Raw genomic sequence first — 23,079 nt, 5'->3', positions numbered from 1 at the left:
TCTAGAGAGTATTATAAATTAATTAAATATTAAACAATCATACCTGCAGCAACAGTTTCGTTTGTAGAATCGTCTACCAAAACAATGCTTCCTGTAGAGCGATTTTCTCTATAAGAGTCTATCATTAATGGCTTAGTTGTTCTAATCTTAACTTTTGCAATATCATTCATATTTAGATCAGCATTACCCTCAACTCGATTTAAGGTTTCTATATCTATTTTATAAACCACATCTTTAATCATCGCTTTCTGATCGTTAGACGTATGCTTTATTGTGTATTTAGTACGTGGCTTTGCTCCTGTACTATTTAACCAACATAACATCACCTCTATATCTTGCGATGCCTCTGGCTTATTATTTGATCTTACAATCATATCTCCTCTACTAATATCGATATCGTCTTCTAATTGAATCGATACAGACTGCGGTGCAAAGGCTTCTTCTAATTCTTGATCGTATAAATTTATACCTTTTATTTTTGAAGTAAAACCTGAAGGCATAACAGTAATTTCATCGCCCACACGAAGTACACCACTGGCAACACGTCCAGCATAACCTCTGTAATCTCTATGCGAATCGCTTTGCGGCCTAAGTACTGTTTGCACAGCAAAACGAGCATCAACCTTATTAATATCACTACTAATATGCATCGTTTCTAATACATATAGCATCGGTGAACCTTGGTACCAAGGCATATTCTCTGAGCGGTTAACAACATTATCTCCATCTAAAGCACTCATTGGAATAAATCTAACATCCTTAATTAGCATCTTAGACGAAATTTCTTCAAATTGAGAAACGATTTTATTAAACACCTCTTCTGAATAATCTACAAGATCCATTTTGTTTACACACACAATAACATGTGGTATATTTAATAAAGAAGCAATAAATGCATGGCGTTTTGTTTGCTCTATTACCCCGTGTCTGGCGTCTACCAAAATCGTAGCTACATTTGCTGTAGAAGCTCCTGTAACCATGTTTCTAGTATACTGAATATGACCTGGAGTATCTGCAATGATAAATTTACGCTTAGGTGTTGTAAAATATCTGTATGCAACGTCTATAGTTATACCTTGTTCACGTTCGTCCTTTAAACCGTCTGTAAATAAGGCTAAATCGACACCTGCGTGACCTTTTTTCTTACTTGTATTTTCTATTGATTGTAACTGATCTTCAAAAATAGATTTTGAATCGTATAGTAAACGACCAATTAAGGTACTTTTTCCGTCATCTACACTCCCAGCTGTTGTGAATCTTAATAATTGATTATTATCTAACATATTACTTGTTTCTTAAATTGATTGGAGAATTGATTAAAAATAGCCTTGACGTTTTCTGTCTTCCATTGCAGATTCTGAACGCTTATCGTCACTTCTGTTACCACGCTCTGTCTGACGCATTCCGGCAACTTCTTCTGCAATTTTTTCTAAGGTATCGGCATCAGATTCAATACCTCCTGTTATAGTAATATCTCCTAATGTTCTAAATCTAATTTTCTTGGTAACAACCTCCTCATGATCTTCTAGAACAAGAAACTCTGAATTCGGTATCCAAGCATCTTGTCTCCAAACCACTTCACGCTCATGAGCATAGTATAATGAAGGGATCGCAATGTTTTCACGTTTAATGTAATTCCAAACATCCATTTCGGTCCAGTTGCTTATTGGGAACGCTCTAAAATGTTCGCCTTCAAAATATTTACCGTTTAAAATGTTCCATAATTCTGGACGTTGGTTTTTTGGGTCCCATTGTCCGAAATCATCTCTATGCGAAAAGAAACGTTCCTTAGCTCGTGCTTTTTCTTCGTCACGACGTCCACCACCAATAGCACAATCTACTTTATTCGATTCAATAGCATCTAAAAGTGTTGTAATTTGAAGCGCGTTACGTGTAGCGTTTTTACCTTTTTCTTCAGCTACTCGTCCGTCATCAATCGATTCTTGCACAGAACCAACTATTAAGTTTACACCTAATTCTTTAATAATATCATCTCTAAATTGAATGGTTTCAGGGAAGTTATGTCCCGTGTCAACATGCATTAACGGAAAGGGTATTTTTGAAGGGTAAAACGCTTTTTTAGCTAAATGCGTTAAAACAATAGAGTCTTTCCCTCCAGAAAATAATATTACTGGATTTTGAAATTGAGCCCATACTTCTCTTAAGATATAGATAGCTTCACTCTCTAATTCATCTAAATAATTTAAATAATACTTATTACTGCTCATTGCTCAATAATTTTAATTTAGGTAATATATATTCTACTATTCTGTCTGCTGCATCTTCTACCGATACATCTTCAGTTTTAATCTCAATATCTGGATGTTCTGGAGCTTCGTATGGTGCCGAAATCCCAGTCATATTTTTAATTTCCCCAGCTCTAGCTTTTTTGTAAAGTCCTTTTGTATCTCTACGTTCACATTCCTCTACGCTCGTATTGACATATACTTCTACGAAGTTATTATCTTTAACGATAGTTTTAATATTTTCCCTATCCTTTTTATACGGAGAAACAAACGCTGCTAAAGTTACAACTCCTGCATCAATCATTAAATTTGAGATTTCTGCAATTCTACGAATGTTCTCTGTACGATCCTCTGGGGCAAAAGTTAGGTCGTTATTAATTCCTTTTCTTATGTTATCTCCGTCTAAGGTATAGGTTTTTATTCCTTTTTGAAACAATTTTTGCTCAACGACATTCGCTATTGTCGATTTCCCTGAACCCGAGAGTCCTGTAAACCACATTAAAAAGGAATTATGCTGATTTTTATTTTGTCTATCTCCTCGGGATATTTGATAATCATGAGGTATAATATTCTCTTTCATTATTCGTGAGTCTGACGTTTATTTTTATCTAAACCAAAATTAATTTTATACCATGCTCTTTCATGTAAATAATATAAAATCATTTTAGTTAATACTTCTGTACCTCCTACTTTTAAGCCTATCATTGGATCTCCTGAAATTAGCCAAGCCAAAGTCATAGTATCCATCGTCCCTACAACACGCCACGTAATGGTTTTAATAATATGACGCTTATTACTTTCGTCCATGTCGACTTTAAACCATACACGCTCGTGTAAATAATATAAAATCATTTTGGTTGTAACTTCAGCTGCACCAATTTTAAGACCTGTAAGCGGATCTCCAGAAATTAACCAAGACAACAAAATAGTGTCTAAAGTCCCAACTATTCGCCAAGTAATTGCCTTAACAATATGTCTTTTATGTGAGGTATCTTTCATTTTTTATAGACTTTTATGCCTATTATGCTTAGAACAAAAGTAAGCTTTTTTTACTTAAAAACAATTATCCTATAGAGTTACTAGGAAAAAAGGATTTAATAAATTTTCTTTATTGTATAATAACGCCTCATCCGTTTCCTTCGAAATGACTTCTACTCCTACAGCATTACAAATTGCCTGACCTGCAGCAGTATCCCACTCCATTGTTGGAGCAAATCTAGGATAAACATCTGCATTTCCTTCTGCTAATAAACAAAATTTAAGAGAACTTCCTTTGGAAACAATTTCTACATCACTGCCATTTGCTTTTAAAGTTTCTACAAAGTCAAGTGTATCCTGACTCATATGCGAGCGACTTCCAACAACCTGAACTGGATTAGAATTAGAGTCTTTAGGTTGCAATGCTTCTGCGTGTTCTAAAATATATTCTATAGACGTATTATGGTCTTTTAATTCTACTTTAAAACCTCTATTATTGGTTACATCCCCGTAGTATAGAGTCTTAACGGCAGGCACATAAATCACACCTAAAACAGGTTTCCCATTAGTTACAAGTGCAATATTAACTGTAAACTCTCCATTACGTTTTATAAACTCCTTAGTACCGTCTACTGGATCTACAATCCAGCAGGTTTCCCAAGTTTTTCTAACCTCGTAATCGGTTTGTTTATTCTCTTCGCTTATAATTGGGATTTCCGTTGGGATTAAAAATGAATTAATAATATCGTTCGCTTTTTTATCGGCTTCAGTTAACGGCGATTTATCATCTTTAAGCTCGACATTAAAAGCTGTATCATACACTTGCATAATTACTTCTCCTGCTTTTAATGACGCTTCAATAGCAGTTTTTAAATTGTTATTCATCTATAAATTATTTATGGCTTTTCTTAAACTTACCCTCCAATGCGGAATATCCATTTTAAAAGTTTCTTTTATTTTTGATTTATCCATCACACTAAACTGTGGACGTGCAGCCGGTGTTGGATAAGCTTCTGTTTTAATTGGAAATACAATTGTTTTTGTATCTGCAATTTCAAAAATAGCATGTGCAAAATCGTACCAACTAGCTACCCCTTCATTACTATAGTGATATAGACCATAATTAGTCGAATTATCATTTATAATCTTCACCATTACACCCGCTAAATCTGTCGCATAAGTTGGCGTTCCAATCTGGTCTGCAACCACATTTAATTCCGGTCTAGATTCTGCTAAACGCAACATGGTTTTCATAAAATTATTAGCATGTTCCGAATACAACCAAGATGTTCTTAAAATGAAATATGCCTCTAGGCTATTTTGAATGGCTTGTTCGCCTTCCAATTTAGTTAAACCGTATATCCCTAGAGGTTGAGCACGATCGGTCTCAGAATATAAAACCGAAGATTTCCCATCGAACACAAAATCTGTAGAGACATGGATTAGCTTTACATTATTAGCTTTGCAGGCCATCGCTAGATGTTTAGCGCCATCCTTATTCACTTTTCGCGCTAAATCCACATCAGATTCAGCTTTATCTACAGACGTGTATGCTGCACAATTAATACACCAATCGATATGGTTATTTTGAAAAAAATCAGCAACGTGTTGCTGATTTGTAATATCTAAATCGTCCGAATCTGTATATATATATTGAAACTGATTGTAGCCCTTGCTAACATCTTTAATACTTGTTGCTAACTGACCATTTCCTCCGGTGACTAAAATATTTATCATAATTTTGCTTTTTCAAACGATGGTAAAACAATATCTTTTTCTGAAATATTCATTTCACTTTCATCAATTTGCCAATCAATATTTATCGTTTTATCGTTATAAATTATACCGCCTTCAGAAGCCTTGTTATAAAAATTATCGCATTTATAAGAAAATATCGCAGTTTCGCTTAAAACCACAAATCCGTGAGCAAATCCACGAGGCACAAATAATTGTTTTTTATTCTCTTCGGTTAAATTTACGGCGACATGCTGTCCAAACGTAGGAGAATCCTTTCTTATATCGACAGCGACATCCAACACCTCACCTTTAACTACACGAACTAACTTTGCTTGCGCATGTTCACCTAATTGATAATGAAGTCCTCTTAGAACGCCACGAGAGGAAAAAGACTCGTTATCTTGAACGAAAGTCACATCTAAATTTGTTAATTTTTTAAATGTCTGAGCATTATAAGATTCTAAAAAATAGCCTCTTTTATCTCCAAAAACTTGAGGTTCGATTATGAAACAATCTTTTAATTTAGTTTCTGTAACAGTCATTATTTTTTATTTAGTAACCCTAATAAATTTCTACCGTACCCACTCTTTAATAAAGGTTGCGCTAAAGCTTCAAATTGTTCGATAGTAATGTAGCCCATTTCGTAGGCTGCTGCTTCTATAGAACCAATTTTTAATCCCTGACGCTCTTCTAAAACCTCTACAAATTGAGAGGCCTGCATTAACGATTGGAATGTACCTGTATCTAACCAAGCCGTACCTCTGTCTAAAATACTAACGCTTAATTTTCCTTGTTCTAAGTACACCTTATTAACATCGGTAATTTCTAATTCACCTCTATGACTAGGTGAAATATTTTTAGCAATTTCTACCACAGAGTTATCATAAAAATAAATACCAGGAACCGCATAATTAGATTTCGGGTGTTCAGGTTTTTCTTCAATAGAGATAGCTTGACCATTTTCATCAAAATCTACTACTCCGTAACGTTCTGGATCATGAACGCGATACGCATAAATAATTCCACCATCAGGATCGTTATTCGCTTGTAGCAATTTTCCCAAACCAGTTCCGTAAAAAATGTTATCTCCTAAAATTAAGGCCACTTTATCATCTCCAATAAAATCTGATCCAATAATAAAAGCTTCGGCCAAACCATTAGGCTCTTCTTGTACAGCATATTCAAACTTACATCCGAATTTTTTTCCATCTCCCAATAAATCTTTGAATAAAGGTAAATCTTTAGGCGTTGAAATGATTAGAATTTCATTAATCCCTGCATACATCAAAGTTGAAAGCGGATAATAAATCATTGGTTTATCGTAAATAGGCATTAATTGCTTACTTACAGATAACGTTAAAGGATGTAACCTTGTTCCAGATCCTCCTGCTAGAATAATTCCTTTCATTTTAGTTTTTGTATTTATTGATATACCACTCTATTGTTTTCTTAATTCCTGTTTCGAAATTTTCATCGGCTTTCCAGCCTAATTCATTTTCTAACTTTGTAGCATCTATGGCATAACGGAAATCATGTCCTGCACGGTCTTTTACAAAAGTAATTTGATCTGCATAAGGCTTATCCTTTGGATAAATACCGTCTAAAATACCACAAATAGTATTTACAATATACATGTTATCACGTTCGTTTCTACCTCCAATATTGTAAGTTTCACCGAACTTTCCTGTATTATAAACTAAAGCAATTCCCTTACAGTGATCTAAAACATATAACCAGTCACGGATATTTTTTCCATCGCCATAAATTGGAATATCTTCACCTGATAATGCTTTTCTAATAATTGTCGGAATTAATTTTTCGTCGTGCTGTTTCGGGCCATAATTGTTAGAACAATTAGTTGTTAAAACATTCATCCCATAAGTATGAAAATAACTTCTTACAACAAAGTCTGAAGAAGCTTTAGACGCACTATATGGACTATTTGGAGCATAGGGAGTAGATTCTAAAAACAGACCTGTTTCACCTAACGTTCCATAAACCTCATCTGTAGAGATATGATGAAATTTGTTATTCTCGCATCCTTCTTTAAATTCGAAAGGACCATTCATCCAGTGTTTTTTAGCAACATCAATTAAATTAAATGTTCCAAAAATATTGGTTTGCATGAAAGCATCAGGATTTTTTATAGAATTATCTACATGCGATTCTGCCGCAAAATGAATAACTCCAGAAAATTTATATTTATCGAATAATTCTTCAATTAAATTACGATCACAAATATCACCTTCAACAAAAGTATAATTTGGATTACCGTCTACTTCCGATACGTTTGCCAAATCTCCAGCATAAGTTAACTTATCTAGGTTTACAAGATGAATATCTTTGTTTTCTTCCAAAAAATAAGGAACAAAATTAGAGCCAATAAACCCTGCTCCTCCGGTTACTAATATTGAAGTTTTAACCTTCATAATTCTTTATAAATTTTATTATTTTTAATAATGCAAAACCTAAATACATTACTATAAAAGCAAGTATTGGTAATATGAGCATATATTTCTTTTGAATTTTTGATACTTTATTCCCAACTGATTGAAATCCAGAAACCGTCTCGAAAAGTACGTCTTCTTCAAGCTGTTCTCTTTCCAATCTCACTAACTGATTTCTTAAATCTATTTCTTTATTAAACAGTTCAAATTCCTTGGTTACCGATTTATCTTTTTCGAAAGATAACCCATCCCCTATAGTCATGCCTTTCCTAGATTGCGATTTTGATTCGGCTTCTAAAACGGAAATATAAACTTTTTGTAATGAATCTATTTTATCTAAAGATGAATTTATACTTATTTTTTCGATATTATATAATTTATCCCGTTTATCCATCAATGTTTGAGAATAATTATTCTGAATCGTCGCATTAAAACCACCTTCTAAGTCTTTAAAAATATTGTTTTGAAGTGCCTCTACTTTGATTTCAAATATCTTAGAAGAATATATATCTCTACCTTCTAGATATTTCTCGTAGGTAAAATTACTTGCCGTAGCCGAGTCTGTAGACTGTAAAAACTCTTCATATTCCAGAACTAACTCCGTCTCTGTTTCTGGTCCTTGAACCACTTTTATAGACTGAATTTTTTGAGCTTGTTCAACATCTATTTTAAAGATGTTGGCTATATCATTGTAGTTACCATCCTCTATTAAAGTATTAAAATATTTAACATTGTTTATTAGCGGAAATTTAGAGTCATAATACGGCTTAACCAACATACTGGAGCTGTAAACAATTGGTTTGGTTTTATCCATAAAATAACCAATAGCTGCAGAAATTAGAATTATAACTAGTATAATTTTGGAATATGTAACTATGGGCTTTAAAATGTAAATAAGTCCTTTAAAAATAGATTTAAAGATTAACCCAATAAATTTAAATAAGTTAGAAAACCCTTTACCTATATAGTTAAACAAAACGATTAAGTCTACTTCTTCGTTTGAAGTTTGTTGTTTTTGTGGCAGATTAGAATTCTCTGGCAAGTTTGTGTTCATTTAAATTAGTTAAATATTTGTTGTAAAATGGTTCTTGTAATTAAATACGTTGGTTTTACTCCCGATGTTCCTAATCCACCTGAAGCCAAAGTTCCTCCTGTTTCTAACGGGTTGTCACTGGCGTAATACGCATATCTTACTTTAACATCTGGAGAAATATTTCCGCGTACTTTAGAAGCAGACTGAATCGCTTTTTGGTAATGTGCACCTTCCATTTCTAATCCAATGACATTCCATGTAGAGTTATAAAAGAATTTTAGAATGTCTTTATTTTGAAGCGAAGTTCCCAACACAGTAATCATTGTGCCTTCCGAAACTCCAATTCCATGTCCTTCTAAATCGGATTTACTTAATTCGTTATTAAGCGGATAGTTATCTGCTGTTCCTTCAAAAATATGAGCAGAAGGTATCATAATATCTCCTTTTCCGCCCTCTAATATTCCAGCTTTTCCCATTATAGAAAGCGATTCCACATTTAAGTGTACTTTCTTACCTTCTATTTTATAAGGTTTTAAAAGTTCGTCTATAGTTTCGTAAGCTTGCTCTCCAAATGCGTAATCCATAACTAAAAGCACTGGCTTTTCTTCTTGTAATTTAGCTTGGTTTGCATCGATATCAATTTTTGAAAAATCTATTTTAGAGGTATCAAAAATCTGAACATCAATATTTGTTCCTGAGCTATCTTCAATAAAAATCATTCCTCTTTGCAACGCTTCTTTATTTACTTTATTGCGAAGCGACTTATTATCTTTATGACTTATAGCCTCATACACTTCAAAAACATCCTTTTTTGAGACTAAGGTTTTTAAAGCGTTTGGAGCAAAAAGCGTATTCATTACACTGTGCATATTTGCACTAATAACATGAATCGGACGATTTAATAGCTTATTTTTATAAAGCACTTGCTTGATGTTATTTGCCCAAATTTCACCATGAATATGGTGTCCTAAGCGTTCTCTTAACATCGGACTAAAACTAACAGTCCGTTTATCGTTATTTATAACTTCTTCTATAGCTAATTTACCTAACCAATACACAATATGTAACAAGCGTTCTGGACGGTTTGGCGCAGAAAACTGACTATAAATATCAGTGATTTCATTAAAAGTTCTGCCTAAAATATTCGCGGTATACGTTATTGCTATTTCTCGATCTTGTTGAGATAATTCTTCGTTTGCAAGGACTACTTTTTCTAATTTAATCCAATCTCTTGTGGTCGTACCCTCGTCGTCAATAATGACGCGTTTACTAATTTTATGAGATTCAATAAAAAGAAAAGTAAGGTGGGTAAGGATATCGTAAATTTCTGATCGTCCGCGCGTGATTTCAATATTCATCTGATCCTCATCAATACGGTAACAATTACGACGACGTTTAGGCGGAATTATCGCTTTAAAATGAGAATTAGCATAGCCCTCGTCACTCGTTAAATTTATATAACGACATTCTTCGATACCTATTGGTAGTCTATCAATAATATAAAGCAATCCGTTTAATTCGGCTTTTTCATCGCCTACAGATCCATAAATCTCAGGTCTTAAAAGCAATAATGCTTCTCTTAACGTTTCACCAGAAATTCCCATTGGTTTGTAAAACCCACGATTAAACAGATGTCTCATCGTAATATACATGCGCTCTATCGCACCTGAGCTCTCTTGAGCTCGCGTTCTTTCATGATGTTTTTTATTACTCATACAAATATTTTGCATGTAAATATACTACTATTTAGTTACTTTTAAAGCATATAGCGTATCTGCTATTTTTCGGTCGTTAGATAATCTTGGAATTTTATTTTGACCTCCTAACTTTCCTATAGATTTCATATAATCTTGAAATCCATCTTTTTTAATTAAAGTAATTTTTAAAGGCTGTAGTACTTTACCAATAATTAAGTCGTAATAATAACTATTCTGATTTTGAAGTGATTGGTCTAAACGATTTACTAACCCTGCAAGATCTTCTGGTTCGTTTTCAAACTCTACAAACCACTCGTGAAATGGTAAACCTGATTCTGGATTAATTTGAGGCGCAACAGTAAATTCTGAAATACGAATATCTGTGTTTTCGGTAGCTACTCTCATTGCTTCTTCAACCTCCTTACCAATTACATGCTCTCCAAAGGCCGAAATAAAATGTTTTATTCTACCAGTAACCACCACGCGATATGGTTTTAAAGACGTAAATGCTACCGTATCTCCAATGTTGTAAGCCCACAATCCGGCCGTGGTCGAAATTATCATTACATAATTAACACCTAGCTCGACATCCTTAATCGTGATTCGTTTTGGATTCTCATCGAAAAAGGTATCTGCTTTTATAAACTCGTAGAAAATTCCCGAATTTAATTGAAGTAACATCCCCTTTTCGCCTTGCTTATCTTGATACGCAAAGAACCCTTCACTCGCTGGGTACAATTCGATACTATCTACTTTCCGACCGATTAATTTTTCAAATTTAGCGCGATATGGTTCGAAATTTACACCTCCAAAAATGAATAAATTGAAATTCTTAAATATATCTCCAACGGGTTTTCCTGTCTTTTCTTGAAGTTTTTCAAAATACATTTGCACCCAAGATGGAATTCCTGAAATTATGGTCATATCCTCCGGAAGCGTTTCCTCTACAATAGCATTTACCTTTGTTTCCCAATCTTCAATACAATTAGTTTCCCAACTTGGCAACCTGTTTTTTTGAAGATATTTAGGTATAAAATGCGCAACAATGCCTGATAATCGGCCAAGATTTATACCGTTTTTCTTTTCTAAAATCGGACTCCCTTGAAGGAAAATCATTTTTCCATCTACAAAACTAGAATTACCCGTTTCGTTTATATACATTAAAATAGCATTTCGTGCCGCCTCGATATGCGTAGGCATACTTTCCTTGGTAATTGGTATGTATTTAGCTCCAGAAGTGGTCCCAGATGTTTTTGCAAAATATAGGGGTTTCCCTTTCCAAAGTATATCTTCTTCTCCGTCTACAACTTTTAGCACGTAAGGCTTTAACTCTTCATAATCACGTACTGGAACGTGTTTTACAAAATCCTCGAAGGTTTTAATACTTTGAAAATTGTGATCTTTTCCAAATTGAGTAGAAGTCGCTTCTGAAATTAAATTTTTAAAAACGTTATCCTGAGTCTCAATAGGATTATTGGCCCATTTCTGAACAGTATAATGTATATACTTAGAAAATGGTTTTGCTAGTAATGCTTTTATAGAAATCATGGTTTAAAGTCGATAAAATTAATTGGATTAATAGGGTATCCATCACTCCATAATTCAAAATGTAAATGAGGTCCCGTAGTAAATTCACCTGAATCTCCCGCAGTTGCTATAACTTCTCCCGCCTTAACTAAATCGCCTTGATCCTTAGTTATAGACGCATTGTGTTTGTAAACTGAAATTAAACCGTAACTATGCTCTAAAATTAAAACAAAGCCGGTTTGCGACGTCCATTCTGCGAAAATAACACGACCATCGGCAGTGGCTTTTATAGGCGTATCTTTTGCCACAACAATATCTACAGCGTAGTGTTTATCTTTTACACTGTATGATTCACTTATTTCGCCACTTACCGGCGGAAACAATACAAAATTCGCTGCTGTAGTTGCCGATTCGAAAAGATTATATTTATCTTCTTTATCTACTTTCTCTCGTAATAAAGAATCGGCTCTTGTCGGATTTAAGTCTACTTGGCTTGCTTCATATTTAGTCGCCGCAATAATAGAATCTTTATTTATATTAGGCGTAGATACATCGCCTTCTAAAACTTTCTTTATAGACGCATAAAACTGTTCGTTTTCATGCAACACTTGCTGTATAGAATCTGTTCTGAAGTGTAATTCTGTTGCCGATTTTTTTAAAGTAGAAGAAGAATACCCCGGAATATATTCTCGTAAAGGCGTATAAGCTATTAAAAGTGTAGTTCCTGTTATTAAAAAGATGGTTAATAACGAGAGTACCACAAATACATTTAACCGATTAAGTTTAAACGACAAACGCTCTTCAAAAGTGTCTTCGTTTAAAATAACAAGGCGATACTTATGCAGTAACTTCCGTGTTATTTTTTTCTTTTTAGTTTTCTTTTGATTCATCTTAAAAACAAAATTAAAGAATTTAATTGCACGAAACCTTTATGTTTTCCTAAAATTCTGATAATAACAATAATATTAAACTTTAATTATTACCTTTGTTTTTTAAACATAAAAGAATATGATTTCTCAAGGAATATTTTTAATGATTGGTGCACCTCAAATCATCTTAATTGTAGTAATTGTTTTATTACTTTTTGGTGGTAAAAAAATACCTGAACTTATGCGTGGATTAGGAAGTGGTATTAAGGAATTTAAAGACGCTTCGAAAGAAGAAGACGAAATCAAAGACAAAAAAGAATAGTTTATATATTCGAAGCATAAAAAAGCCAACAATTATTAATTGTTGGCTTTTTTATGTCTTGTTGTAACGTCTTTAGTCAATTTTTATCGACTTCATTATCGCATCCAATTCGAATACATAATCACGTTTTTCTACCGACGGTGCAAATGTAAATCCTTCAATAACAAGTAATCTATTGTTAGCTTTATCTTCAATAATATAATTTATAAAGGGACCAGACATAAATGCATTTTTTACATCCCAAATTCCTTTAGTTTCAATAACAGGTTTATCGTCTATAGTCGTATGAAATAGATAAGGAGCGTATGCCTTTTCTGTAATCATAAACGTGCCTTCTGTTGGTCCAGGAATATGAACTTGCCCAATAGAATCTCTTATTTTAATAACTTGCTGTACTAAACTATCGTTTTGTTTTATAGCATTTAACGGTAACTCGTAAAGCATTATATTTTGTGTTCCTGTGGTAATGTCTTTTCTTAACCAGAAAAAGTTATTGTCTTTTTTCGCTATACGATACGCTGTAGGAAGCTCCATTTTAATACCTAAAGCCTTCTCTATAGTATCAATTTTAAGTAAAGACAACTTAATTCTGCGTTGCTTTTCTTTAATTTCTTGACTTTTAAAAGCCTCAATAATTTTGGGAGCATTAGATTTTAACTGTTCCACAACTTCATCTTCTGTTTTACCAGAAACAATCACTACTTTTTGAGGAATGGCATATACGTTTTTACCAAACTTTACAGAAGACGTTTTATTTGGCCCAACTTCTACTCTTAATACTGTTCTGTTTTTTGTTACAAACCCGCTAAACACTTGAGTTGGAATCTGACTTAATGAAAACAATGGTTCGTCTTGTGGTAATCCATCTACCGGAGCGGCCATTACATCTCTAATAACCTCACCAACTTTACCTTGCCATAAATCGTTGTCGACTACAACAGATAAGTTATTTAGATTTCCAGAAGATTCTGATAATAATTTTTGGTTGCTTTTTTTATCTCCATTACAACTAGTAAGCACTAAAAGTGCAGATACAAAAAATAGAATTTTACGCATAATGTTTAATTTTATAAGAATTATTAACCTTTAGATACTTTTAAGGACATTCCTGGTTTTAAACGACTACCACTAATATCGTTCCATTCTTTAATATTATCTACAGAAATTCCAGAATATTTTTGAGCTATACTCCATAATGAATCTCCTTTCTTAACAATATAAGTCTTTTCTTCTGTTTTTTTTGCAGATGCCGTAGTGGCACTACTGGCCGTTGCACCTGAGTTTCTTGGGTAAATTGTTAAGCGTTGCCCGATACTTAGATTATTACTTCTTAGTCCGTTCCATTGTTTTATCTGACTAACACGAACACTATATTTTCTTGCAATTTTACCTAAATAATCTCCAGATTTAACGGTGTACCTTGTTTTGGTTTCCGATTCTATAAACTGAGGCAAGGGTTTTTCGCGCTTATCAAATTCGGCTTTAGCATAAGCATAGATTAAATCTTCATTAGCCACAAAAGGTCCTATGGCACGCACTGGCAAGCGCAAGGTATAGGTTTCGTTTTTAATAACCGGAATTACATCTAATTTATAAGCGGGATTTAAAAACTGAAGTTCTTCAATTTTAATACCTGTAAGTTCTGAAACTTGATCTAACGTAATCATTTGTTTCACGTGAAGCGTATCGGTTTCAATGTATGCAAATTCGGGTCTTATTTTAGAAAAACCAAGTTCTTCAGCATATTCAAAAATATACATAGTGGCTAAAAAAGCGGGTAAATAGCCTGCCGTTTCACGAGGCAAGTAATTTCTAATATTCCAGTAGTTTTCATAACCTCCAGAACGTCTAATCGCTTTAGTCACATTTCCTGGTCCAGAATTATATGCTGCTAAAGCCAAATCCCAATCGCCAAAAACACTGTATAATTTAGAGAGGTATTTAGCTGCTGCTTCGGTAGACTTTAACGGGTCGCTACGCTCGTCGACATAACTACTTACATCCAAGCCGTAATACTTTCCTGTAGGATACATAAACTGCCATAAACCCGTGGCACCAACTCTGGATTTAGCTCTTGGTTTTAAAGCAGATTCTACAATCGACAAATACTTTATCTCTAATGGAAGGTTATAATTATCTAGTTCTCGCTCGAACATTGGGAAATAATATTCGCTTAGCGCCATTAACTTTTGAAGTGAATTTCTACGACGTTTTAAATACGATTTAATTACACTTTCTAAACCTGGATTATACTCCACATTAAAAGGTGTTTTTGCATCTAATTCTTTCAACCTCTTTTTAAGAGTATCGGTGTTTAGTTCTGGATAATCTACAGCATCGTAGGTAAGTTCTGTTACCGATTCGTAAATAGAATCGTAAAGTGCATTACTATATAATTCTTCTAGCCATAACTGATCGACCTTTGCAGAATACTTATGATCTCTAAGATTCTCTAAGCTTAATGAATCTATTACAGGCTTAATAGTTTGCTTGTAATAGGTTTGTCCATCTATAATGGTATCTACAATATGCTCCTCTCCGGTGCGTAACTTATCTTCGGTAACAAGCTCAGTAACAACTTTAACGACTAAAGTGTCTTGTTTTAAATCGTTTACTATTAAGGTGTTTTTTGTATTTTGACTCAGTGTATCTTGCTGCGCTGTAGTGGTAATCTGAGAATCCCGACTACCTTTAATAGCGAGGGAGTCTTGGGCATAAAAACATATAATCTGTAGAAATGCAATAAAAAATAAATACGAATTTAGTCGGTGCTTCATCAATAAAACCATTAGTTAGGTGTAACGTCGAGCCGGCTAAATTCGTATTTTTATACTGAAAAAGAAAACTATAAGTTATAAAACTGTAAAGCTTTCAATATTTAATTGAGAAATTAATCTAAAATGGCTGCAATACCAGGTAGTGTTTTTCCTTCTAAACTCTCTAACATTGCTCCTCCACCTGTACTTACATAACTCACTTTCTTTTCGAAACCAAATTGCTTAACAGCAGCAACAGAATCTCCTCCTCCTACTAAAGAGAACGCTCCGTTTTTAGTTGCTTCGGCAATAGAATTTCCTAAAGCGATAGTTCCATTTGCAAACGTTGGTAATTCGAAAACACCTAAAGGTCCGTTCCATAAAATTGTTTTACTCTCTAAAACAACCTTATTGAAGTTCTCGATAGATTTTGGTCCAGCATCTAAACCTTGCCATCCGTCAGGAATTTCGGTTACATCTAATACCTTAGTATCTGCATCGTTACTAAATGCATTTGCAGCAAGAACATCTACAGGAAGGTGAACTTGAACATTTTTAGCTTTAGCTTGTTTTAAAATTTCTAAAGCCAATTCCATTTTATCGTCTTCACAAATGGAATCTCCTATTTTTCCTCCTTGTGCTTTAATGAAAGTAAATGTCATACCTCCACCAATAATTAAATGATCTACTTTATCTAAAATATTTTCGATAATAGTAATTTTTGAAGATACTTTAGCACCTCCTAAAACTGCCAAAATAGGCTTTTCACCAGTTTCCATTACTTTTTGGATACTTTCTATTTCTTGAGCTAATAAATAACCGAAACATTTATTTTCTGGGAAAAATTTAGCAACTATAGTTGTAGACGCATGTGCTCTATGCGCTGTACCAAATGCATCATTCACATAAATATCTCCTAATTTAGAAAGTTGTTCAGCAAATTTTTCGTCGCCCGCAGTTTCTTCAGAATAAAAACGTAAATTTTCTAACAATAACACTTCACCTGGCTGTAGTGCCTCAACAGCAGCTTCGGCTTCTTTACCTACACAATCCGAAACAGTTTTCACGGCTACTCCTAAAACATTAGAAACTTCTTCACTAATATGTTTTAAAGAAAATTGATCTTGAACACCTTTTGGTCTTCCTAAGTGAGACATTAAAACACAGCTTCCACCATCTTCTAAAATTTTAATAATTGTAGGTTTTGCAGATACTATTCTTGTATTATCTGTTACTTTAAAGTCCTCGTCTAAAGGGACGTTAAAATCTACTCTAATTAATGCTTTTTTATTATTAAAATCGAAATCGTTAAGTGTTTTCATCCTAAAAAGTTTTGATGTTATTCTACAAATGTAAACAATAATAAATAGCTTTAAAACGTGTTTTTTTACGAAAACGTTTTCTATTTTAAAAGATTTTTAAAAATTTAGAATTACAATACTTAAAATACAGATAAAACTTAATTTTATGCTAAAAAGTAACTCCCATTTAAATCTTAGCTTTAATTAAAAAATATTTAGTTTTGCGACATGTTATTTAAAGATATTTTAGGTCAGGATCATATTAAAAACCATTTAACACAAAGTGTAGATAATGGTCGTATTCCGCATGCGCAATTATTTGTTGGTCCCGAAGGTTGCGGTACATTGCCTCTTGCTATTGCATATGCACAATATATTTTGTGTAAAAATAGTAATGGAGAAAACAACACCGGTAACGAAAGTTGCAATCTAAAATTTAATAACATTTCGCATCCCGATTTGCATTTTGCCTTTCCTGTAACCACTACAAATAGCATAAAATCGCACCCTGTTTCTTCTCACTTTTTAACAGAGTGGCGTCAATTACTAAAAGAACAACCTTACGGAAATCTTTTTGATTGGTACAAAATGTTAGGTGTAGACAATAAACAAGGGCAAATTGGTGTGGATGAAGCTCAGGATATTGTTAAAGCATTATCGTTAAAAGCATACGAAGGTGGTTATAAAGTAATGATTATCTGGATGGCTGAAAAAATGAATCCAGCCGCTTCAAACAAATTATTAAAACTGATTGAAGAACCACCAGAAAAAACGGTATTCATTCTGATTGCTGAAGAAGAACAGCATATTATAAATACAATTAGATCACGATGCCAAGTATTACACTTTCCAAGACTCGCCGAGGAAGTTATTGTAAAAGCACTTGTGGACAATTATCAGATTAAAGAATCTGAAGCGATTAAAATCGCTAATCAGTCTAACGGAAATTATAATAAGGCATGCGATTTAGTGTATCACGATACCGAAGACACGCAATTCGAAGACTGGTTTGTGCTTTGGGTAAGAAGTGCATTTAAAGCTAAAGGTAATAAAGCTGCAATTCACGATCTTATAAATTGGAGTGAAAACATTGCAAAAACTGGAAGAGAAACGCAAAAGCAATTTTTACATTTTTGTATGGATTTTTTCCGTCAAGCCATGCTCTTAAATTATAGTGCAGACGCACTTGTTTATTTAGAACCAAAAACAGCGTTTAAATTAGAGAAGTTTGCGCCCTTTATTCATAGTGGAAATATTATGGATATTTACGAAGCCCTTCAAGATGCCATTTACCATATTGAGCGAAATGGAAATTCTAAAATAATACTGACAGACCTATCTATAAAGCTTACGCGCTTATTACATGCAAAACAGGAATAAGACGCTATGAAAATCATTTTAAATCACAGTGCAGAATTACTTATTCTTATCTTTTTAATCATAACTTTTTTAATGAGTGTAATTGATAAGTTAACCGACTGGAAAGGTAATGTAGCCTTTTTAAAATCGCATTTTGCTAATACTTTTGTACCGCCTTTAATTCCAGTAACCTTATTAATTATTCTTGTTTTAGAAGCCTTAACAACTGTATATTGTAGCCTAGGTGTTTTTGAAATCATTACAGATAAAAACACACATTTTGCGCTTATAGGTTCAATAATATCATGTGTTATTCTTTTACTCTTTTTATTAGGCCAACGTATTGCCAAAGACTTCGACGGCGCAAGGAATATTACAATATATTTTATTATTGCTTTATTTGCTGTTTTTCTGTTTCAAAACTAAATCTACTTACTATTTGTCTTCTAGAAAATCAGTAGTCGCTATACTATTCTAAGTCATTAAATACTCTAGTTCAATCTTCATTTTTCGCAAACTTTAAAAGTTATGTGAATTATAAAATATAGCACCTAAAAACTAAACCTACACACCTAAATAACAACACATTAAACTGATGTTAATTTTGAACACATTGCATAAAAAAAGCATTAAATTTTAAACCTTAAGTTCAAAATTTTAATGCTCTATTTTATTGTAATTTATATTGAAAATAATATGATTTTAATCTTCAATAAAAGTATAGCTTTGTTTATCTGTCTGCGTGACTCTAAAATACCCATAAGGGTAGTTTTCTTTATTGGTAACGTTAATACAATTACCTAATAATTCTACTGGAGCTGGAGTAAACGGATTACCAGAACTTCCTGACTGATTGTTAAGAATTCCGATATAATTATAATATTCTTTAGTCACGTTGTAAATATTAATATCTACTACATCACCAGGCTGAAATTCATCATCTTCATCATCTCCACGTTTTTCATAGATTAATTTAATTTCATTTCCATTTAAAAACTCATCGGAAACGGTAACTAAATCCGGAAAAAAATCGCCTACCTCCTGATATCTTAAAACATAATAATTCTCTTCGTCGGCTGGATCATCAAAATACACAACCACTTCTAAAGCATCCGGGTCAAATCCGTCGTCCTTAGTTTGTGTTACTCGAGAAATAGAAGTTGTAGGAAGCAGTGTTTCTGTAGCCGTAAAGGTTTCTCCTTCATAGATAACGTTTAAGGTGTATACATCGTTTAAAATCGCTCCAAAGGCATTAGATGTATAAGTACCGTTTTGCTGATCTTCAAAGACATAAACCGCATTATCGCTAGCTCTTGTCACACGCACTTCTGCTCCCGTTACTGCGTTTGGTAAATCGGTTTCAAAATAAGGTGTTGTTGTACTTAATTTAATAGTCTGATCCATACCGGAAGTCCCTTTTTCCCAATCTAAGGACGCCTCAATTACAAGTCTTGGTTCGGCCGTTGGCACTTCTACATCTATAACATCTGTACAAGATGTAATTATACATGTTAAAGCTAATAGACCAATATAAATGCTATTTTTCATGATGATTTAAAATTTGAAATTATACGTTACAGAAGGCACTATTCCGAAAATAGCTGTGCGCGTAGCTTCGTTTACCCCAGTTTCTAAATTTTGACCGAATGAAATAGACGCTACATTTTTACGATCGTAAACATTATAGATACTAAAAACCCACTCCCCTTTCCATCTCGCGTCTGGTTTGTTATTTGGCTTAAATGTCGCTGCTAAATCTAATCGATTATAGGCCGGTAAACGATTTGAGTTTCGATTATCGTACACTGGAGACGATAATCCTTCGTATTCATACTGACCTAAAGGATAAGTTGTAGGACGCCCTGTTTGAAACACAAAATTACTACTAAAACTCCATTTATCGGTTAGTTGATAGCTTCCCGTTACAGATACATCATGCGTTCTATCGTATGCGGTGCTATACCACTCACCACCATTAATACCTGGTCCGTTAGCATTTCCTCCAGGTGTATTTTGTTCTGACTTAGACAGTGTATACGCAAACCAACCTGTAAAACGGCCCCGATTTTTTCTGAATAAAAACTCCCAACCGTAAGCTCTAGATTCGCCTGTTAAAATTTGAGTTTCAATATTGTTCTGAGCTATTAAACTAGAACCATCTATATAATCGATTCTATTATCTACAGTTTTATAATACACTTCTGTTTCTATAGAAAACAATCCGTTTTTAAGTTCTTTAAAATATCCGGCAGAATATTGATTTGCCATTTGCGGATCTATAAATTCTCCACTTGGCGTCCAAACATCTAAAGGTGTTGCATTTGCTGTATTAGATAATAAATGTAAATATTGGGCGATTCGAGAATATCCTAATTTAAACGAAGACGATTCGCTTAACTCATACGCTAAACCTAGACGCGGTTCGAAATTTGAAAATGTTTTTATAGATTCCCCTCTAGAATAATCTATTTCTCCTGTTTTAATTCCTTCCTGATAAATCCCTAAAGATTCGTTGTAAACCACAGGTTGATTATTCTCGTAAGTCGACATTGGTTGTCCGCCTAAACGGTTAAAAAAGCTAAAACGCAACCCAGCTTGAACGTTTAAACGATCAGAAAATTTGTGTTCGGCATTTACATATACACCGCCTTCGAACGCACGTTTTTCATCTAAAATATTTTCATTAATCGCAGAGCTTTTATCTGTAGGTTTTACCTCACCCGGATTGAAATTGTAATTAATTCCGCTTACTCCAAAATCGATAGTTGTTTTATTATCTAGGTAGTATTTAAAATCGTATTTCGCATTAAAATTTTTAATATCAGAATCCCAATCCAAGCCTATAAAACCTAAAGTTAATTTGTAATTATACATACTATAAATTAACGATAAGTTAGAAAACAGCTTATCGTTAAAAACATGATTCCATCGTAAATTTAAAGAGGTATTACCGTATGAATTTTCAAAAGAATCTGAAAATTTAAGAATATCCCGACCGAAATACCCTGATACATACAACTTGTTTTTGGCATTAATCTCGTAGTTTCCTTTCGCATTTATATCGTAAAAATAAGCGGTATTTTCCTGACCTGCGGCCTTTAAAAATAAATGCGCATAAGACGAGCGCCCTGCAACTATAAACGACCCTTTACTTTTAAACAAAGGTCCTTCCGCCGCAAGACGACTTGAAATTAGCCCAATTCCACCCGTTAAATTAAAATCTTTACTATTCCCTTCTTTTTGACGGATATCGAGCACAGACGAGACGCGACCACCGTAATTGGATGGAATATTACCTTTGTACAACTTTACATCTTTAACCACATCGGCATTAAACACCGAAAAGAACCCAAATAAATGCGATTCGTTAAATATAATAGCTTCATCTAAGAGAACTAAGTTCTGATCTGTTGCTCCACCTCTAACATTAAACCCGTTAGAACCTTCTCCGTTATTAGTAACTCCGGGCAACAACTGTATAGACTTCACTAAGTCCACTTCACCTAACACTGCTGGAATTGCTTTAATGGTAGAACTTTTAATTACAGACACACTCATTTGCGGATCTCTAATATTAGCCTTTTCAGATTCTTCTGCAGTAATTACAACTTCGTCTAAAGCCATATTATCTTCCTCCAATTCGAAAGAATAATTTTGATTTCTATCGAGCTCAATAACTTTAGTAATTGTGGTATATCCTAAATAAGAAATAACCAGTTTATAACTCCCTTTAGGAGCCGATAACGAGTAAAATCCGTAAGCATTTGTAACTGTTCCATTACTTGTACCTTCTAAGTACACTGAAGCCCCAAATACAGTTTCTCCATTTGCAAAATCCTTTACAGTCCCGCTAACAGAAAATTTTTCTTGAGAATACATCAGCACACTAAGAAGCAAAAAGCAAACGCTAAGTGTCGTTTTCATATTTTAGTTTAATATTATAATTGATTACAAATCAAGTAAATTTATATGGCATTTAAGTATTAAATTTAACTCAAAACACTTAAATATTAATGCTATTGATAGTCTTAAAAGTAATGTTTAACTATAAACACAATTAAGACATAGAATTGTTAGACATAAAAAAAGTCAAACATGAAAACCATGTTTGACTTTTAATTTTAAAATTTATTTAGAATCTATTTCTTGTAAGAGTCATTTAACGCTTTAACAAGTGTTTCTGTTAAATCATCTCCTTCTTTTCCATACATAACACTTCCAGCATCATTACTTCCTAAAATAAAATCGTAACCATTAGATTTTCCGTAATCTTTTACGAATGTTCTTACTTTAGAAATTAAAGAATCAATTTCTTTTTGACTTTCAGTGGCGATCTGTTGTTCTGACATTTGAATTTGCTGTTGTAACATTTGTTGTTTTTGTCCTAACTGCTGGTAACGCTCTTGTGCTTTATTTTGAGCCATAGAACTTGCTTGCGCTTGAAATTCTTGATATTCTGCTTGAAAAGATTGCGCTAAACTATCTGTCCTTTTATTAGACGCCTCTATCATTGTTTTATACTTAGCCTCAACATCAATTTTTTCTTGATATTCGTTTATTAATTTAGAATTGTCTACAAATGCTATTTTTTGTGTTTGCTGACAAGAAGCCATAGTAATTAGTACAATTACTAATAAAGATATTTTTTTCATTTTTATTTTAAATTTATTTCTGAAAACAAAAATATAAAAGTTACGCAGATAATTGGATTAATATGAAGCTATTAAATAGTTATCACGATTATTTATTAAGAATAAGATATAAATAATTTTTACTTATCAAAAACAAACCCTATAGAAGCGATATA

22 protein-coding genes are annotated in these 23,079 nt (G+C 33.4%); 3 read left to right on the top strand and 19 right to left on the bottom strand.

From position 1 onward, the window contains the following. Window positions 1-29 precede the first annotated feature (29 nt). The 13 genes from AC0UBM_RS05845 to AC0UBM_RS05785 form a co-directional block, all read right to left on the bottom strand. Window positions 30-1,283 carry a sulfate adenylyltransferase subunit 1 gene (locus AC0UBM_RS05845; RefSeq protein ID WP_475688022.1) on the bottom strand — a complete coding sequence of 418 codons (1,254 nt, stop codon included), beginning with the start codon at window positions 1,281-1,283 and terminating at the stop codon, window positions 30-32. A gap of 33 nt (window positions 1,284-1,316) precedes the next feature. Further along, window positions 1,317-2,228: a sulfate adenylyltransferase subunit CysD gene (gene cysD / locus AC0UBM_RS05840; RefSeq protein ID WP_475688021.1), complete on the bottom strand. Its 912-nt coding sequence runs from the start codon at window positions 2,226-2,228 to the stop codon at window positions 1,317-1,319. After that, entirely contained in the window at window positions 2,218-2,826 is a 609-nt protein-coding gene (cysC, locus tag AC0UBM_RS05835) for an adenylyl-sulfate kinase (RefSeq protein ID WP_475688020.1), read from the bottom strand. The genes cysD and cysC overlap by 11 nt, the downstream gene beginning before the upstream one ends. Beyond that, window positions 2,826-3,245 (bottom strand): DUF2061 domain-containing protein, encoded by a 420-nt coding sequence (locus tag AC0UBM_RS05830; RefSeq protein ID WP_475688019.1) that lies wholly within the window; start codon window positions 3,243-3,245, stop codon window positions 2,826-2,828. The genes cysC and AC0UBM_RS05830 overlap by 1 nt, the downstream gene beginning before the upstream one ends. A gap of 69 nt (window positions 3,246-3,314) precedes the next feature. After that, complete coding sequence (gene cysQ, locus AC0UBM_RS05825) at window positions 3,315-4,109, bottom strand: 3'(2'),5'-bisphosphate nucleotidase CysQ (RefSeq protein WP_475688018.1); 795 nt, start codon at window positions 4,107-4,109, stop codon at window positions 3,315-3,317. Beyond that, entirely contained in the window at window positions 4,110-4,961 is an 852-nt protein-coding gene (gene rfbD, locus AC0UBM_RS05820; RefSeq protein WP_475688017.1) for a dTDP-4-dehydrorhamnose reductase, read from the bottom strand. Next, on the bottom strand, window positions 4,958-5,503 hold the full coding sequence (rfbC, locus tag AC0UBM_RS05815) for a dTDP-4-dehydrorhamnose 3,5-epimerase (RefSeq protein WP_414035861.1): 546 nt from the start codon (window positions 5,501-5,503) through the stop codon (window positions 4,958-4,960). Before rfbC ends, rfbD begins: the two co-directional genes overlap by 4 nt. Then, on the bottom strand, window positions 5,503-6,369 hold the full coding sequence (gene rfbA, locus AC0UBM_RS05810) for a glucose-1-phosphate thymidylyltransferase RfbA (RefSeq protein ID WP_475688016.1): 867 nt from the start codon (window positions 6,367-6,369) through the stop codon (window positions 5,503-5,505). The genes rfbC and rfbA overlap by 1 nt, the downstream gene beginning before the upstream one ends. 1 nt (window position 6,370) lies before the next feature. After that, a complete protein-coding gene (gene rfbB, locus AC0UBM_RS05805; RefSeq protein ID WP_475688015.1) occupies window positions 6,371-7,390 on the bottom strand; it encodes a dTDP-glucose 4,6-dehydratase in 1,020 nt (339 codons plus the stop codon). Continuing rightward, on the bottom strand, window positions 7,380-8,462 hold the full coding sequence (locus tag AC0UBM_RS05800) for a hypothetical protein (protein WP_475688014.1): 1,083 nt from the start codon (window positions 8,460-8,462) through the stop codon (window positions 7,380-7,382). The genes rfbB and AC0UBM_RS05800 overlap by 11 nt, the downstream gene beginning before the upstream one ends. 5 nt (window positions 8,463-8,467) lie before the next feature. Further along, entirely contained in the window at window positions 8,468-10,156 is a 1,689-nt protein-coding gene (locus AC0UBM_RS05795; RefSeq protein ID WP_414035865.1) for a DUF6909 family protein, read from the bottom strand. A 27-nt stretch (window positions 10,157-10,183) separates the two neighbouring features. Beyond that, window positions 10,184-11,686: a GH3 auxin-responsive promoter family protein gene (locus AC0UBM_RS05790; protein WP_475688013.1), complete on the bottom strand. Its 1,503-nt coding sequence runs from the start codon at window positions 11,684-11,686 to the stop codon at window positions 10,184-10,186. Continuing rightward, on the bottom strand, window positions 11,683-12,555 hold the full coding sequence (locus tag AC0UBM_RS05785; RefSeq protein WP_414035867.1) for a M23 family metallopeptidase: 873 nt from the start codon (window positions 12,553-12,555) through the stop codon (window positions 11,683-11,685). The genes AC0UBM_RS05790 and AC0UBM_RS05785 overlap by 4 nt, the downstream gene beginning before the upstream one ends. Window positions 12,556-12,673: 118 nt before the next feature. Here AC0UBM_RS05785 and tatA point away from each other — a divergent pair, with 118 nt between their 5' ends. Next, complete coding sequence (tatA, locus tag AC0UBM_RS05780; RefSeq protein WP_414035868.1) at window positions 12,674-12,856, top strand: twin-arginine translocase TatA/TatE family subunit; 183 nt, start codon at window positions 12,674-12,676, stop codon at window positions 12,854-12,856. A 72-nt stretch (window positions 12,857-12,928) separates the two neighbouring features. Here the strand turns inward: tatA and AC0UBM_RS05775 are convergent, their stop codons facing one another. The 3 genes from AC0UBM_RS05775 to AC0UBM_RS05765 all read right to left on the bottom strand — a co-directional run bounded on the left by AC0UBM_RS05775 (window position 12,929) and on the right by AC0UBM_RS05765 (window position 16,934). After that, on the bottom strand, window positions 12,929-13,912 hold the full coding sequence (locus tag AC0UBM_RS05775) for a DUF4837 family protein (protein WP_475688012.1): 984 nt from the start codon (window positions 13,910-13,912) through the stop codon (window positions 12,929-12,931). Window positions 13,913-13,935: 23 nt separating this feature from the next. Next, window positions 13,936-15,633 (bottom strand): lytic transglycosylase domain-containing protein, encoded by a 1,698-nt coding sequence (locus AC0UBM_RS05770; RefSeq protein ID WP_475688011.1) that lies wholly within the window; start codon window positions 15,631-15,633, stop codon window positions 13,936-13,938. Between the two features lie 113 nt (window positions 15,634-15,746). Then, window positions 15,747-16,934 carry a phosphoglycerate kinase gene (locus AC0UBM_RS05765; protein ID WP_414035871.1) on the bottom strand — a complete coding sequence of 396 codons (1,188 nt, stop codon included), beginning with the start codon at window positions 16,932-16,934 and terminating at the stop codon, window positions 15,747-15,749. 207 nt (window positions 16,935-17,141) lie between these two features. On the opposite strand from AC0UBM_RS05765, the gene AC0UBM_RS05760 reads away from it, so the two are divergent. Together AC0UBM_RS05760 and AC0UBM_RS05755 are read left to right on the top strand one after the other, a co-directional pair. Continuing rightward, window positions 17,142-18,293: a DNA polymerase III subunit gene (locus AC0UBM_RS05760; protein ID WP_475688010.1), complete on the top strand. Its 1,152-nt coding sequence runs from the start codon at window positions 17,142-17,144 to the stop codon at window positions 18,291-18,293. A 6-nt stretch (window positions 18,294-18,299) separates the two neighbouring features. After that, the gene (locus AC0UBM_RS05755; RefSeq protein WP_475688009.1) at window positions 18,300-18,698 is read left to right on the top strand and encodes a DoxX family protein; all 399 of its coding nucleotides are present in this window, start codon (window positions 18,300-18,302) and stop codon (window positions 18,696-18,698) included. Between the two features lie 276 nt (window positions 18,699-18,974). Here the strand turns inward: AC0UBM_RS05755 and AC0UBM_RS05750 are convergent, their stop codons facing one another. From AC0UBM_RS05750 to AC0UBM_RS05740, 3 genes are all read right to left on the bottom strand, one after another. After that, window positions 18,975-19,820, bottom strand: a complete 846-nt coding sequence (locus AC0UBM_RS05750; protein WP_414035874.1) for a DUF4249 domain-containing protein — start codon at window positions 19,818-19,820, stop codon at window positions 18,975-18,977. Window positions 19,821-19,826: 6 nt separating this feature from the next. Beyond that, on the bottom strand, window positions 19,827-22,196 hold the full coding sequence (locus tag AC0UBM_RS05745) for a TonB-dependent receptor (RefSeq protein ID WP_475688008.1): 2,370 nt from the start codon (window positions 22,194-22,196) through the stop codon (window positions 19,827-19,829). A gap of 215 nt (window positions 22,197-22,411) precedes the next feature. Continuing rightward, the gene (locus AC0UBM_RS05740; RefSeq protein ID WP_475688007.1) at window positions 22,412-22,924 is read right to left on the bottom strand and encodes an OmpH/Skp family outer membrane protein; all 513 of its coding nucleotides are present in this window, start codon (window positions 22,922-22,924) and stop codon (window positions 22,412-22,414) included. Between the last annotated feature and the right edge of the window lie 155 nt (window positions 22,925-23,079).

The organism is Formosa sp. F44, assembly GCF_056238645.1.
Note: the sequence above shows the minus strand (reverse complement) of the source record. Positions and strands in the feature narration are given on the sequence as shown.

Coding starts and splice junctions, on each gene's coding strand:
- AC0UBM_RS05800 (WP_475688014.1), bottom strand. CDS start 8,462: ATGAACACAAACTTGCCAGAGAATTCTAATCTGCCACAAAAACAACAA.
- AC0UBM_RS05755 (WP_475688009.1), top strand. CDS start 18,300: ATGAAAATCATTTTAAATCACAGTGCAGAATTACTTATTCTTATCTTT.
- AC0UBM_RS05740 (WP_475688007.1), bottom strand. CDS start 22,924: ATGAAAAAAATATCTTTATTAGTAATTGTACTAATTACTATGGCTTCT.
- cysQ (WP_475688018.1), bottom strand. CDS start 4,109: ATGAATAACAATTTAAAAACTGCTATTGAAGCGTCATTAAAAGCAGGA.
- AC0UBM_RS05760 (WP_475688010.1), top strand. CDS start 17,142: ATGTTATTTAAAGATATTTTAGGTCAGGATCATATTAAAAACCATTTA.
- cysD (WP_475688021.1), bottom strand. CDS start 2,228: ATGAGCAGTAATAAGTATTATTTAAATTATTTAGATGAATTAGAGAGT.
- cysC (WP_475688020.1), bottom strand. CDS start 2,826: ATGAAAGAGAATATTATACCTCATGATTATCAAATATCCCGAGGAGAT.
- AC0UBM_RS05845 (WP_475688022.1), bottom strand. CDS start 1,283: ATGTTAGATAATAATCAATTATTAAGATTCACAACAGCTGGGAGTGTA.
- AC0UBM_RS05785 (WP_414035867.1), bottom strand. CDS start 12,555: ATGAATCAAAAGAAAACTAAAAAGAAAAAAATAACACGGAAGTTACTG.
- tatA (WP_414035868.1), top strand. CDS start 12,674: ATGATTTCTCAAGGAATATTTTTAATGATTGGTGCACCTCAAATCATC.
- AC0UBM_RS05750 (WP_414035874.1), bottom strand. CDS start 19,820: ATGAAAAATAGCATTTATATTGGTCTATTAGCTTTAACATGTATAATT.
- AC0UBM_RS05790 (WP_475688013.1), bottom strand. CDS start 11,686: ATGATTTCTATAAAAGCATTACTAGCAAAACCATTTTCTAAGTATATA.
- AC0UBM_RS05775 (WP_475688012.1), bottom strand. CDS start 13,912: ATGCGTAAAATTCTATTTTTTGTATCTGCACTTTTAGTGCTTACTAGT.
- rfbB (WP_475688015.1), bottom strand. CDS start 7,390: ATGAAGGTTAAAACTTCAATATTAGTAACCGGAGGAGCAGGGTTTATT.
- rfbC (WP_414035861.1), bottom strand. CDS start 5,503: ATGACTGTTACAGAAACTAAATTAAAAGATTGTTTCATAATCGAACCT.
- rfbA (WP_475688016.1), bottom strand. CDS start 6,369: ATGAAAGGAATTATTCTAGCAGGAGGATCTGGAACAAGGTTACATCCT.
- AC0UBM_RS05795 (WP_414035865.1), bottom strand. CDS start 10,156: ATGAGTAATAAAAAACATCATGAAAGAACGCGAGCTCAAGAGAGCTCA.
- AC0UBM_RS05765 (WP_414035871.1), bottom strand. CDS start 16,934: ATGAAAACACTTAACGATTTCGATTTTAATAATAAAAAAGCATTAATT.
- AC0UBM_RS05770 (WP_475688011.1), bottom strand. CDS start 15,633: ATGAAGCACCGACTAAATTCGTATTTATTTTTTATTGCATTTCTACAG.
- AC0UBM_RS05745 (WP_475688008.1), bottom strand. CDS start 22,196: ATGAAAACGACACTTAGCGTTTGCTTTTTGCTTCTTAGTGTGCTGATG.
- AC0UBM_RS05830 (WP_475688019.1), bottom strand. CDS start 3,245: ATGAAAGATACCTCACATAAAAGACATATTGTTAAGGCAATTACTTGG.
- rfbD (WP_475688017.1), bottom strand. CDS start 4,961: ATGATAAATATTTTAGTCACCGGAGGAAATGGTCAGTTAGCAACAAGT.